General features: G+C 57.1%; 10 protein-coding genes and 2 pseudogenes. 8 read left to right on the forward strand and 4 right to left on the reverse strand.

Annotated elements, in window-relative coordinates; translation table 11 throughout:
• Nucleotides 1-146 precede the first annotated feature (146 nt).
• Genes ACP15K_RS19730 through ACP15K_RS19740 form a run of 3 tightly spaced genes read left to right on the forward strand, consistent with a single transcriptional unit; the run spans nucleotide 147 to nucleotide 3,741 of the window.
• A complete protein-coding gene (locus ACP15K_RS19730; RefSeq protein ID WP_424990674.1) occupies nucleotides 147-1,385 on the forward strand; it encodes a tyrosine-type recombinase/integrase in 1,239 nt (412 codons plus the stop codon).
• Entirely contained in the window at nucleotides 1,382-2,746 is a 1,365-nt protein-coding gene (locus tag ACP15K_RS19735; protein ID WP_424990673.1) for a tyrosine-type recombinase/integrase, read from the forward strand. The genes ACP15K_RS19730 and ACP15K_RS19735 overlap by 4 nt, the downstream gene beginning before the upstream one ends.
• On the forward strand, nucleotides 2,743-3,741 hold the full coding sequence (locus ACP15K_RS19740; RefSeq protein ID WP_424990672.1) for a tyrosine-type recombinase/integrase: 999 nt from the start codon (nucleotides 2,743-2,745) through the stop codon (nucleotides 3,739-3,741). Before ACP15K_RS19735 ends, ACP15K_RS19740 begins: the two co-directional genes overlap by 4 nt.
• Before the next feature lie 121 nt (nucleotides 3,742-3,862).
• Here the strand turns inward: ACP15K_RS19740 and ACP15K_RS19745 are convergent.
• Both ACP15K_RS19745 and ACP15K_RS19750 read right to left on the reverse strand, forming a co-directional pair.
• A pseudogene (locus tag ACP15K_RS19745) lies at nucleotides 3,863-4,093 on the reverse strand (zincin-like metallopeptidase domain-containing protein); the annotation flags it as partial.
• A gap of 209 nt (nucleotides 4,094-4,302) precedes the next feature.
• Nucleotides 4,303-5,049 carry a dienelactone hydrolase family protein gene (locus ACP15K_RS19750; protein WP_424991401.1) on the reverse strand — a complete coding sequence of 249 codons (747 nt, stop codon included), beginning with the start codon at nucleotides 5,047-5,049 and terminating at the stop codon, nucleotides 4,303-4,305.
• Nucleotides 5,050-5,164: 115 nt separating this feature from the next.
• Here ACP15K_RS19750 and ACP15K_RS19755 point away from each other — a divergent pair, with 115 nt between their 5' ends.
• From ACP15K_RS19755 to ACP15K_RS19770, 4 genes are all read left to right on the forward strand, one after another.
• On the forward strand, nucleotides 5,165-6,799 hold the full coding sequence (locus ACP15K_RS19755) for a winged helix-turn-helix domain-containing tetratricopeptide repeat protein (protein WP_424991402.1): 1,635 nt from the start codon (nucleotides 5,165-5,167) through the stop codon (nucleotides 6,797-6,799).
• 145 nt (nucleotides 6,800-6,944) lie between these two features.
• Nucleotides 6,945-8,207: a tyrosine-type recombinase/integrase gene (locus ACP15K_RS19760; protein WP_424991403.1), complete on the forward strand. Its 1,263-nt coding sequence runs from the start codon at nucleotides 6,945-6,947 to the stop codon at nucleotides 8,205-8,207.
• Nucleotides 8,204-9,148: a tyrosine-type recombinase/integrase gene (locus ACP15K_RS19765; RefSeq protein ID WP_424991404.1), complete on the forward strand. Its 945-nt coding sequence runs from the start codon at nucleotides 8,204-8,206 to the stop codon at nucleotides 9,146-9,148. The genes ACP15K_RS19760 and ACP15K_RS19765 overlap by 4 nt, the downstream gene beginning before the upstream one ends.
• A complete protein-coding gene (locus ACP15K_RS19770; protein WP_424991405.1) occupies nucleotides 9,145-10,143 on the forward strand; it encodes a tyrosine-type recombinase/integrase in 999 nt (332 codons plus the stop codon). Before ACP15K_RS19765 ends, ACP15K_RS19770 begins: the two co-directional genes overlap by 4 nt.
• Nucleotides 10,144-10,225: 82 nt before the next feature.
• Here the strand turns inward: ACP15K_RS19770 and ACP15K_RS19775 are convergent.
• Nucleotides 10,226-10,867: pseudogene (locus tag ACP15K_RS19775) on the reverse strand (ArdC family protein); the annotation flags it as partial.
• Nucleotides 10,868-11,222: 355 nt separating this feature from the next.
• Nucleotides 11,223-11,576, reverse strand: a complete 354-nt coding sequence (locus ACP15K_RS19780; protein WP_424991406.1) for a hypothetical protein — start codon at nucleotides 11,574-11,576, stop codon at nucleotides 11,223-11,225.
• 76 nt (nucleotides 11,577-11,652) lie between these two features.
• Between ACP15K_RS19780 and ACP15K_RS19785 the strand changes: the two genes are divergently transcribed.
• Nucleotides 11,653-12,663, forward strand: a complete 1,011-nt coding sequence (locus tag ACP15K_RS19785; RefSeq protein ID WP_424990000.1) for an IS30 family transposase — start codon at nucleotides 11,653-11,655, stop codon at nucleotides 12,661-12,663.
• Nucleotides 12,664-12,702: the final 39 nt, after the last annotated feature.

Here is a 12,702-nt window from a genome sequence, read left to right on the forward strand (position 1 = left end):
AGTTATCGCGAGGAGGGCATAATGCGGAGGAGAATTTCGTAGCCCGTTTGATTTCAATGTGTTGGGTCGTGGCTGTGCCGTTCTTGCTGCGCATTATTTCAGGCTGGATGTTTCTTGGGTTGATCAATCAAACCAAGGAGGAATCGATGTCCCAATCGCCTTTCAAGGAAATTTCAGAACTTCGCGGCACGCTGCGCCGGCAGCGCTATAGTCCAACTGTCATTCACAATTATTGCCTCTACGCGGGTCAATTCCTCGCTTACCTGGAAGAGCATGCGATTGACCTGCACGACGTCACTCCGGAACTTGTCGCCGAATATCTGCGCTACGCGGTCCGGCAGTTTCAAATGGACCGCGGGCGCGCACCGGGGTCCAGCTGGGCATCGATACCGCGGTCGGGGATTTACGCTTTGCTGCGCTCCGCTCTGCCGAAATGGCCGCCGGCTCTGCCTGCTGCAAACGAAGCGGAGCGTCTCACCCGCGAGGTTTGCGACCAATATGAGCGATGGCTGCGACACGAACGCGGTTTGGCCGAGCCTTCGATCACGGCGCTGATGTGGGAGGCGCGCCACTTCTGCAAATGGCTCATCCAGCGATACAGAAAAGCCGATTTTGCCGATCTGAGCGTGCGCGACATCGATGCTTATATGGATATCAGGGCGCCGGGCCTGACACGCAAATCGCTCAAGGATGTCGCCGAACGGTTACGCGGCTTCCTGCGACATTTGCACCGGAGCAAGCTGCATGCGGACGATCTCTCGGGTCATGTGATTGCCCCGCTTCTCTACGCCCATGAGGGCATTCCGTCGATCCTGACCGTCAAACAGATCGCGGCGGTTCTTGAGCTTGCGGGGCAGGACAGCTCATCCTTGGGGTTGCGTGATCACGCGATCCTGCAGCTTCTTGCCAACTACGGCCTTCGGTCCGGCGAGGTCGGCCGCCTGCAGATCGAGGATATCAACTGGCGGGCGGATACTCTTCGGGTGCAACGCTCCAAGACCAATGCCACGGCTATGCTGCCCCTGATGGAACCCGTGGGGGAAGCGATCCTGCGTTACTTGCGGGACGGCCGTCCGGACGCGGATGTCCGCACCGTATTCCTGCGGAGCCGTGCACCCTATCAGTCGATGAAGGCGGGCGGCCTCTATGGTGTGGTCAAACGGCGCCTCGCTGCCGCCGGAATTGAGCTTGCTGGCAAGCGCGGGCCGCATATCTTTCGCCATGCCCGTGCGGTCAGCATGCTGAGGGCATCCACCCCGCGCAAGATCATTGGCGATGTACTTGGCCACCGATCCCCGGAATCGACAGCGCCCTATCTGAAGCTCGCCACCGAAGACTTGCGTTCGATTGCCATCAACCTTCCAGACCGGGAGGTGAGACAATGAGAGGTTGGCCCGAGGATGGCGATGAGATCATCGAGCACTACATCGCCCGGCTTCCATTGAACTGCGCGATAACGCCAATCTACTATCGGCAAGCGCTGAACAGCTTCCGGCAGGCGGTGTTGCGGTTTGGCGCAACCGGCCGGCAAGCACTTGAATACTGGTTGCGTGAGCGCGGTGAGGTTTGGGCCCGCTCAACGGTGCTGCACCGCGCCCGGATTGTTGCCCGCTTCCTCGATGCCCTGGCGCATGAAGGAAGGATTGGGAGCAATCCGATCTCCGACCTTCGCCGTGACTATAATGCCCACAGTGACACGGGCGTAATACGGGCTTTGATGGCCCCTGATCCCAATCAGGCACTCGAGGCGTTGCGGCAACCTCGACCGTTCGAAAGTTCATTGGGAGAGCTGATGCGCAACCATGTCGAGCGGATGCAGCGCCGAGGTTACCGGTATGAGGCGGCCGACGTCATTTGCCGCCGGTTCGACCGCTTTCTGCAGCAAAGGCCCGATCTTGATGGCAAGCCGTTGGAGACGCTGCTTGCGCAATATCGCCAGACAAAGTCCAATGTAAATCATCCTGTCGAATGCGAGAGACTGGCACGTATCCTGAACAAGGCACTGTGTCATGACGACCCAACTCGCCCCAAACGGCGACCGAATAACCGGCCCGAAAAACAAGTCGTGCGCAGCTGGCGGCGTCCCTATATCTACAGACCCGAGGACATCCAGCGGTTACTGGCAATTGCCCGGACCTACCCATCGCCGCGCGCGCCCTCGCGTCCGATCAACCTCTACACGATGTTGGTTCTGGCCTATTGCGCCGGGCTGCGAATCGGCGAGATCGCAAGGCTGACGCTTGGCGACATTGACATGCAGGCCGGAACAATCGCGATCCGGGAGACGAAGTTCTTCAAGTCCCGCATTCTGCCGCTGTCGGACAGCGCGATGGATGCTCTGTGCGTGCTTCTCGAAGCGCGGCAGAAGGCCAAGGTCTCTCGCAGCCCAGACGCCGGTTTGTTCTGGCACGATCAAAAGAACCGCTATTACTGTCGGGCAACTATCAGCACCCACCTTGTTGCCATTCTGCGCATGGCTGGTCTCAAACCGGCCACGGGCAAGACCGGGCCGCGCATCCATGACCTGCGACATACCTTTGTCGTTCACCGGATCCTCGAGTGGTACCGACAAGGTGTGAACCCGCAGGAAAAGCTGCCGTATCTTGCAACATATCTCGGCCACCGCGATATCAACTCCACGCTGGTCTACATCACGGTGACCCAGGAGCTGCTGTATGAAGCGAGTGAGCGGTTCCGGGCCTTCACCTCGCCCGGCAACGCTGAACCGGCGGAGGTGGCACCATGAAATCTGATCCGCTCCCCCAATTGCTGCGCATGTTCTTCACTGACTGGATGGTCCAGCAACGCAACGCCTCTGTGCATACCATCAAGTCGTATCGGGACACCTGGAGGCTCTTTCTGCAATTTGTCGCGGCCCGGCATGGCAAGCCGGTTGTTCGCCTAGCGCTGAGCGAATTGACCGCGGCGAAGGTCATCGCCTTCCTGCAACATCTTGAGGTCGAACGCGGTGACACAATCGGCACCCGGAACTGCCGCCTCGCCGCCCTGCGCAGCTTCTTCGGCTTTGTGGCAACGCGCGAACCGGAGTTCATGGCGCAATGCGCGGAGGTTCTGAACGTGCCGACGAAAAAGGCACCGATCCGCGCGCCAGATTACCTCGAACCCGAAGAAGTGCAGGCGATCCTGGCTCAACCCGACCGCTCCACGTTGATCGGCCAGAGGGACCATGTCTTGCTGTCGCTGCTCTACAATACCGGCGCGCGCATCCAGGAAGCGCTTGATCTTCGCCCCCAGGCGATCAGGTTCGATGCTCCGGCCTGCGTGCGATTGTACGGAAAAGGCCGGAAAGAACGGATCAGCCCGCTTTGGCCGGAAACGGTCGCCTTGCTGAGGTCGTTGCTTGAGCGAATACCGAGGCCGGCCGATGAACCTCTCTTCGTAAACCGCTACGGCAACCCTCTCAGCGCCTCGGGCGTTCGGTTCAAGCTGGCGGACTATGTCAGGGCGGCTGAAAAGACCGCGCCGACGCTGGCGAGAAAACATGTGACGCCGCATAGCTTCCGGCACGCGACGGCCGTACACTTGGTCGCCGCCGGCGTCGACGTCACGGTCATCCGAAGCTGGCTGGGTCATGTCAGCCTTGAGACCACCAACCACTATGCACAGGCCAACTTGGAGACCAAACGGAAAGCACTGGAGCGGGTCGAAAGACCAAAGACCGATAGTCCGCCATCATGGCGGCGCGACCAGGGCGTGCTCGACTGGTTGGATACGCTCTGACGCGCATCAAAAATTATGCGGAGGAAAGTGAACAGACCGCCAGGGAAACAAAGGCATTGGCGGACTTCCTCCGCATTATGCCGTCCTCGTGATAACTGAAATAATGACGAGCTCGTCATTACCGCAGCCAGTTGTAGAGGTAGGCGGCATTCATCTCGAGCGTATGGGCCGTGAAGCCGAGCGTCTGACCCAAAAACACAGAGGTCAGCTCGGCCACAATTTCTTCGCGCGCATAGGCCGTGTTGCCGAAGCGTGACAGACCGTAGTCGCGGTTCAGCCGATGGCGCGCCTTTGTGGCATGGGCCTTATGCCGACATCGGCATAAGATCCATAATGCCGAGCTTCGGATTATGCCGCGCCGAACCTTAGAACACGCTGTCTATCGAGAGGACAGGGGCGGTGTGTCGGCATAAAACTTTGGCAGCAAGGAGCGGTCGTTCGCGCTTGACGCGGCGAATTCGGACTCTGAGCCCTTTTTACCGAATGCTGCGGTAGGAGGGAATGGCGGGTTTATCGGCGGACGTTCTGATTTCAGCCCACCATTTGACCCATCCTAGGGCCTCAGGACCCCCCTTGAATGGCGAGGAAATCCATCAACTTTTCCCAGCTATCAGCGTCGGCTTCCGCATCATAATTTGGGAAGCCAAAGGCAGAGAAGAGGTGTCCGGCACCAGAATAAACATGTGCCGTCACCTCACTGCCTGCTAGTTCGACATCGTCGATGAAATTGGTCAGCCCACCAACGTTGACTTGCGTGTCTGCTTCGCCTTGCGCTACAAAGAACGGCGCGACTTCGTCGGGCATGATCCTGCCTTTCGTATCGGATACGCGCCCGGAAAATATGATGTAACCGTCAACACCCAATTCGTTGCCCAGCCCTGACCAGGCAAGCTCCATCGCCGTGATTGCACCCATTGAGTACCCCATCACGAACAAAGGCTCGTCTCCCTCTTCCCCAGAAGCAGTGATAGCTGCCCGGAGCATGGCGTGCATCCCGACTTGATCTGCCAAGTGCGCCTGCAACGCCTGCTGCTTGGCCTCCATGGTCGTTGGATTTTCACCAGCAGGGTAGAGATCGGCGGCAAAACTGGTGAACCCCATATCCGCCAACATCTGCGCCCGATCTTTTTCGTAGTCGCTTAAGCCGTTCCAAGTGGGCAGGATCACGATTGTCCCACGTGGCGTTTCGGCCTGAGCCAAGTATCCATCAAACGTTTCGCCATCAATTTCGTAAGTTACACTTTCACCAGCTAGTGCGGTTGTCACAGCAAATGCGAGTGCAGTTGTGAGTAAAACTGTCTTGGTCATGAGTTGTCTCCATTTCTTCATTTGTCATTAAAGGCGTCGCTTTCTTTGCCCGATCGCCAACTGCTGCTAGACTGCATGGGACCTGTTCCGAAAATCCCGAAAGACCGCCGAAGAAATGCCGAAAAACCAAGTTCATATTCAGATCGGAGAGGCCTTCTTTGACCCATCGACAGGAGAGATCGATCACTCGGGAAACGTGACGGGCCTACGACCGCAAACCACACGGTTCTTGACCGAGCTTATCGACAATGCTGGCACTGTGATCTCCAAAGGCGACCTGCTGGATCGGATTTGGCCTGAAACGCACGTCACCGAAGACAGCTTGGTGCAATGCGCGTCAGAAATTCGCAAAGCACTTCGCGGGGTCAGCGGTGTGGCTTTAAGAACCGTGCCCAAAATGGGCTACCGTCTCGATCTTGAAAAAAGCGACCCCGACATCGGCGAGGGTAACGCTCAGAAGCTGCGAAGTAAGCCTTGGCTCGTAGGGCTGGTCGCCATGTTTGTCGTCGTTTTACTTGGGGGTCTTTATTGGTCAAGCAAACCTGCCCCGCCATCTCAAAATGTTACAGTCGCGGTGTTGCCGTTTCAGAACATGAGCGGTGACCCCGACCAGTCATACTTTTCAAACGGACTTGCCGACGACCTCATAATTGACTTGTCAGGGCTTTCCGACATTCGTGTAATTTCGCGAAGTGCCAGCTTCTCGATCGATACCGAAAGCATGAACGTCCAAGAGATGGCAGATCTACTGCGTGCAAATGTCATTGTCGAAGGAAGCGTGCGGCGGATTGCAGGCAGCCTGCGCATTTCTGTCGCTCTGGTCGATGGCGAAAGCGGAGCCAATTTGTGGGCTAAACGCTACGAGGGCACGCCAGATGATGTCTTCGCCTTCCAAGACGAGGTTGCCCGTGAATTGCTCAGGGCGCTTTCTATCGGACTATCAAGCACGGAACGCGCACGTCTCGGTGTTCGGGGCACTAACAACGTAGACGCCCATGACGCATATCTTCAGGGCCGTGAACTCGAAAACCTTTATACGATGGAGACCAATCTCCAAGCAGAGGCCGCTTTGAAAAATTCGATCAGGCTTGATCCCGATTTTGCGCTACCTCATGCCCATCTAGGTCAGGTCTATAGCTTCAGGGTTGAAAACGGCTGGACGCGTGATCGCGACCGGGACATTCGGGCTGCGTTTGAACATGCCAATCGGGCCTTGGAACTCGACCCTGATTTGCCGTTTGCCCATTTCTCTCTTGGTCGCCTCTATACACGCAACTTTGCCCCTGATGAGGCGCGTGCAACCGAGGCATATGAAACCGCCATTCGCCTCGACCCCAACTACGACGACGCTTACGTGTTTCTTGCCAATGTTCACATTTTTAATGGCCGGGCCGAAGAGGCATTGCCCCTTATCGACCAAGCATTTGATCGTAATCCTATCCCACCGTACTGGTACGATCTTGCAGACGGTATGGCGAATTACTTTTTGGGAAACTTTGAAGAAGCCGAAGCAATCCTTGTCCGTGCCCGTGACCGAAACCCGAGCGCCCCATATCCGTATCGCTTTCTGATCGCGACCTATGGCCAGTTGGGTAACGTAGACGAGGCAGAGTGGATGGCCATGGAATACGAAGCACTTGGTCGTACAGCAACCATAGAGGCGCTCTTGGCGACCGCATCGATTCAGGACCCGGCCTACCGTTCTGCCTTCGCTGAAGGTTTCCATATGGCCAATGTCCCGGAGAACTGACGATCGTCTTTTCTTTGACCAACGCCCAAAAGCAGACTTTGGGGCGGTTGCAGCGAAATGGTGCTTTGTCCCACATTGTGTCGATCTTTCCACGACCCGTGAGCGTCTGCTTCGGTGACCTGCCATAAGCACAACCTTCAACCAGATGAAGGAAACACTTATGGAAAATGACGCGAAACCAGATCAGACGGCAAGAACCTCGGAATCCTTGGACAACCAAGCGACCGGCTTTGTGCTGCGGATTGAAGCTGACGGATACGGTCGCGGTTCCGTTGCCAAATACGGTGCCACAGCCGAGGCGTTCTGGGCGGCAATGCTTTCGGAAAACCTCAGCCCCAATGACTTGACAGACGATTGGGTGGCCGAGCTCGAAACGCCAATCATTAACACCGCTACAGCGGAAGACCAAAAGCACTGTCGGTACCGGCTCAATCGCTTCAGGGATTACTTGATCGAAATTGCTGGCGCACCGCCACGGTCTGAGCCGCCGCTCGACATGTCCCCCAGGGCAGTGTTGAAACGCGAATACGAAACCTACCTCCGCGTTCAGCGCGGCCTGTCCGAGGACACTATCTATCACTGCTTGCGGTTCTATGACCGGTTCCTGACAGCCAAGTTTGGTGCTGGTCTGGGAGATCTGAATAGTATCAAGCCCGATGATATCTCAGGCTTCATACTTCGCTTGCGGGAGGCGCAAAACGCGCCCCGGGACAAGACCGGCCCGTCTCATCTTCGCAACCTGTTCCAGTTCCTGTTCTGGAGCGGGAAGACAGAACGCAACCTGAGCAATGCCGTTCCGAAGGCGCGGCATCCGAAGCCAACCGGCATTCCGCGATATCTGCAGCCCGAAGAGGTCGACCGTCTGATCGAGGTGGTGCGGGATCACAAGAAAACAGGACGGCGGAACTATGCGATGCTGATGCTGATCGCCCGGCTCGGTTTGCGAGCACCGGAAGTGACGGCGATAGAGCTGGACGACATCGACTGGCGCGCCGGTGAAATCCTGATCCGTGGCAAAAGGCAGTTGCATGATCGGATGCCAATGTCGGCTGAGGTTGGAGAGGCGATTGTCGATTACATCAAGAATGAACGCCGTGGTCCGGACCGTGCGCTGTTTGTCTCAGTCAAACCGCCGTTCAGGCGGTTCAAGGACGCTCAAATCCTTCGCTGGATACTGCGTGATGCTTATGATGCGACCGGGATCAGTCCGCCACAAGCCTATATCGGCACGCATATTCTCCGGCACAGCCTCGCCACTGACATGCTGCGAAAGGGCGCATCACTGGCCGAGATCGGTGACGTTCTGCGTCACCGATCTGCGATGACAACGACGATATACGCGCAACATGATTTGGATGCCCTACGCTCAATCTCGCGGCCTTGGCCAACTTTGGGAGGCGTACAATGAAGACGCTCAATCAACGACTGGACGAATACGTGGCCCTTCGACGTTCGATGGGATTTGATCTCTCGTTTGATGAGCGGGTGCTGCGCAAGTTCACGACTTTTGGCGATGAGAACGGGTTCCATCACATCTCGACACCCTTGTTCCTTGATTGGAAGGCGAACTACGGCAGCGCGGATAACAATACATGGTCTCATCGCCTTGGTATGGTGCGCAGCTTTGCCTTCTGGCTTGCAGAGCACGACGATCAGACCGAGGTCCCATCCAGCCAGCTTGTCATAGGGCGCTATCGGAGACGGGTGCCGTACATTTACGCGCCGATACAAATTGCGGAAATTGTTGCAGAGGCTGGGCGGCTTCCGTCGCCTTACGGTCTCCGAGCCGCTCTTTGGCAGACTCTGTTCGGCTTGATCGCGGTGACGGGCATGCGCGTGAACGAAGCTTTGTCCTTGGAAAAGAATGACGTCGATCTTGATCGTGCCCTTCTCACACTTAGAAACACGAAGAATGGTAGAGATCGGCAGCTTCCCATAAACAACGACACTGCCCATCGGCTGGCCGAATATGCCAGGAAACTGGATCGGGTGGTTACGCGAGACTCATCGCGGTTCTTCATCCAGGAAGATGGCCAACATGCGAAGGACTGCGCAGCTCGGTACAACTTCGCGCAAGTGAGCAAAAACCTTGGCATTCGGTCTCCGCAAGCCTTCAATAGGCACGGTCATGGGCCACGCATCCATGACTTGCGGCACACATTTGCCGTTCACACCATCCTAGACTGGTTCCGGGATGGTCGGGACATCGAAGCCGAAATGTACAAGCTCAGCACCTATCTCGGCCATTCCGAGCCCAAGCATACGTTCTGGTACATCGAGGCCGTTCCCGAGCTGATGCAGTTGGCCGCTGCACGAGCAGAGCAGCGGGTTCTGGAGGGTGCATCATGATCGTGACCTATCCCTTGCCCGTCTACGTGCAGCGGTTCTTCACTGAGCGGCTGTTGACCCAGATGCAGGCCAGCCCGAACACAATTGCCAGCTATCGCGACACGTTCCGGCTCTTACTTAAATACGCGACGGCAGAGACCGGGTTGCCGCCGACCAAACTGCATGTGGCCCATATCGATGCCGATATTATTGGGCGGTTCCTGACCTTCTGCGAGGAAGAACGGGGTAACAGCGCTCGAAGTCGAAACACCCGCCTTGCCGCAATTAGGTCGTTCTTCAAATACGTCGCAGGATGTGAACCCCAATTGTTGCATCATTGCCAGAAGGTGTTGGCGATGCCCTCCAAGAGGCACGAAAAACGGGTTGTTGACTTCCTGACCCGTGTTGAGATGGAGGCGTTGCTGGAAGCACCTGACCAATCGACCTGGTTCGGTCGGCGGGATCGAGTTCTGCTCCTTACGATGCTTCAAACAGGTTTGCGGGTGTCGGAGGTGATAGGTCTTCGCATTGCCGATGTCGAGCTCGGCACCGGAGCACACCTTAGATGCATGGGCAAAGGTCGAAAAGAACGTGCAACGCCGCTTCGCACGGACAGTAGGGATGCATTGAAGGCATGGCTCGCACAGATCGCGGCTGAACCCAGCGATCCCCTGTTCGCAACCATTCGTGGCAGACCATTCAGCAGGGATGCGGTTGAACGAATTGTTCGGAAACACGCGGCCACTGCGGCTGCGACCAGTTCGACGTTCAGGTTGAAGCGCGTCACACCGCATGTCTTGCGCCACACCGCTGCAATGCAGCTTCTCCAGAGCGGTGTGGATCGAACGATTATCGCCCTTTGGCTGGGCCATGAATCGATTGAAACGACACAAGTCTACATCCATGCCGATATCGAACTGAAAGAAAGGGCGATGGCGCTGACGAAGCCAGTTGGGAAAACGGTCGGGCGTTATCGACCCGGAGATGAACTGCTGGCTTTCCTGGAAGCGATCTGAATTATGCCGACACGCCGCGCCGGTCTGACCGCAACGCAAAAGGTTGTAAGGATCGGCGCGGCATAATCCGAAGCTCGGCATTATGGGCAAGCTCATGGGCCCAGACCCCGTAGAAATTCCGCGGGTTCTCGAACCGCGTGATCGACGGCATGAAGACCTTATCCACGGGCGGCAGATAGTAGGCTTCCGTCCCCGTGAAGACGGTCGTGATGTCGATAGCGTCGAAGAACGCCTGCATGTTCGGGATAGGCTCGGACGGCGGATGCTCGGGCACTGGCTCCGGATCCGGATAGAAGCTATCAGGCAGACCCTCGATTTGGCAGGCATTGAACACGCGGTAGGATTTCTGGAAGCGGAAGACGCGGGCTTCCCCGGAGCTATCATCCCCGTCGCTACGGTCGTCCTCATCGGTAGCGTTCGTCCGGCTTTGTCCGTAGTAGACGACGACAGACGACTTCTCGCCCTTGCGAACCTTTGCGTCCAAGGCATTGGCCTGAGGCAGCGTCATCCAGAAGGGCGAGCTATGGCCCGCCATCACGGTGCGCATGGTGAGCAGGAAGTTGTTCACGCCTTGGTAGGGTTCACCACCCACGCGCAGAGGACGCGAGCTACCACCTGCCGTCCAGGGCTTGCGCCAAGGCAGGACGCCGCGCTCGATGATGCGGATGATTTCGTTGGTGATGACCTCGGAGGCATCGAATTTGGGCGCGCGCGATCGGGCCATGGCTGGCTTCCTTTCGAATGTTGGTGAGAAAGACAGACCGGAATCCGGCCCGGACCTGTCTGAGGGACCCCCAAGGGCCCTCATCCGTCAGTCACAAAACCCGAAGGATACTTTCCCTTTCTGCCCGCCCGGAGGCACAGGCCGAGGAATTCTGGGGCCGTCAGAACCGCGGTTCACCTTCATTGCATTCTGCACCCAAAGATCGGCAACGCACATCGGCAAAGAAGTCCTTAAGCCTTCTGACTTACAAGCTTTATCAATGACTTAGGATTGCCCCAGACCGGCAAGCCTCACCGGTGCTTGGTTGATACTTCCTTGGACTGAGCGTTTCGGGCTTCGCCTGTGACAAGCCTCTTTACGTCGCTGTCAGGGAATAGCTGGTACTACGTCCACCAGCCTCATCTTTCTCCAAGGCGCCCAAGTCGATCAGATCGAGGATGTCGCGATATGCCGTGTCCTGCGAACACTTTGCGATCTTTGCATATTTCGACGTCGTGAGTTTGCCTTCGAACCCATCCAGCAGGCGGTTGAGCATGTCCCGCTGACGGTCGTTTATGTTCGCCGCTCCGTATTTCTTCCAGAACCGCGCCTTCCGGAACACGGCCTCAAGGATGATCTCGGCACCATCGAATGCGCGATCAAGGCAAGCCAGGAACCAAACGAGCCACGCCGTGACATCAAGCCCGCCTTTCTGCGTCTTCTCGAGCATGTCGTAATAGTCGGGTGGATTCACAAACGAAGTGCAAATTTTGTACGAATACAGAGAGTTGCATGGAGTATGAAGAATGGGAACCCACTATTGTCACCTGAAGCTGGACGAACGGCGCAAGCTCGCAAAGTGGCTGGAAGCCAAAATGCCGGTCTCAGAGATTGCGGATAGATTGTGCCGCGACCCCTCGACGATCTACCGGGACATTAAGCGGAACCGATATACTGACGAAGAAATACCGGAGCTGAACGGCTATCACGCTCTCGTCGCTCAAGACAAATACGAGCAGCGCCGTGCTGTCCATCGCAAGATGATCGCTCATCCTGAACTCAAGGCCGCCATCGAGGATCGGCTGAAGGCTGGCTGGTCGCCAGAGCAGATAGCCGGTCGCATGCGATTGGAACGTCATCCGATCCGCGTGAGCCACGAGACGATCTATCGCTTCGCCTATTCCAAGGACGGTCGCGAGGAGCAGTTTTATCGGCACCTTCCCGAACATCGCCGCCGCCGCAGGCCGCGTGGCTATCGCAAGCATAACCGGACCCACATCTTCGACGTTCAAAGCCTGTCCCACAGGCCTGAGCGCATCTCTGAGCGTGCCGAGTTCGGCCATTGGGAGTGCGACCTGATGATGTTCCGCAAGGAGCATGGAAAGGTGAACGTGACGTCTCTGGTCGAGCGCGTCAGTCGTTTCGCCGTTGTCATGCGCAATGAGGATCGCCAATCCAAACCGATCATGGAGGCGCTGATCCAGGGGCTAGCTCCCCTGCCCGCCGATGCACGCCAGTCGATCACCTTTGATCGCGGCACCGAGTTCTCCGCCTGGCGGCACCTGAAAGCCGGGATAGGTGCAGATGCATGGTTTTGTGACCCACAAGCTCCGTACCAGAAAGGCACAGTCGAGAACACGAACAACAGGCTGCGGAAGTATCTCCCCAGATCCACCGAACCGACGGCGCTGACAAATCGATACTTGAGGTCGATTTGCCACCGCGTCAATTCCACGCCGCGCAAGTGCCTCGGCTACCGAACGCCCGCTGAGGTGTTTCAAAGCGAGCTGATGGAGTTACAGAACCGGCTGGAGTAAAACGACATATCAGGAACTGCACTTCACCGTGAGCTCACA

It is taken from the genome of Fluviibacterium sp. S390 (assembly GCF_049800695.1).
Classification (GTDB): domain Bacteria; phylum Pseudomonadota; class Alphaproteobacteria; order Rhodobacterales; family Rhodobacteraceae; genus Meridianimarinicoccus.

Coding starts and splice junctions, on each gene's coding strand:
- ACP15K_RS19730 (WP_424990674.1), top strand. CDS start 147: ATGTCCCAATCGCCTTTCAAGGAAATTTCAGAACTTCGCGGCACGCTG.
- ACP15K_RS19735 (WP_424990673.1), top strand. CDS start 1,382: ATGAGAGGTTGGCCCGAGGATGGCGATGAGATCATCGAGCACTACATC.
- ACP15K_RS19740 (WP_424990672.1), top strand. CDS start 2,743: ATGAAATCTGATCCGCTCCCCCAATTGCTGCGCATGTTCTTCACTGAC.
- ACP15K_RS19750 (WP_424991401.1), bottom strand. CDS start 5,049: ATGACCAAGACAGTTTTACTCACAACTGCACTCGCATTTGCTGTGACA.
- ACP15K_RS19755 (WP_424991402.1), top strand. CDS start 5,165: ATGCCGAAAAACCAAGTTCATATTCAGATCGGAGAGGCCTTCTTTGAC.
- ACP15K_RS19760 (WP_424991403.1), top strand. CDS start 6,945: ATGAAGGAAACACTTATGGAAAATGACGCGAAACCAGATCAGACGGCA.
- ACP15K_RS19765 (WP_424991404.1), top strand. CDS start 8,204: ATGAAGACGCTCAATCAACGACTGGACGAATACGTGGCCCTTCGACGT.
- ACP15K_RS19770 (WP_424991405.1), top strand. CDS start 9,145: ATGATCGTGACCTATCCCTTGCCCGTCTACGTGCAGCGGTTCTTCACT.
- ACP15K_RS19780 (WP_424991406.1), bottom strand. CDS start 11,576: ATGCTCGAGAAGACGCAGAAAGGCGGGCTTGATGTCACGGCGTGGCTC.
- ACP15K_RS19785 (WP_424990000.1), top strand. CDS start 11,653: ATGGGAACCCACTATTGTCACCTGAAGCTGGACGAACGGCGCAAGCTC.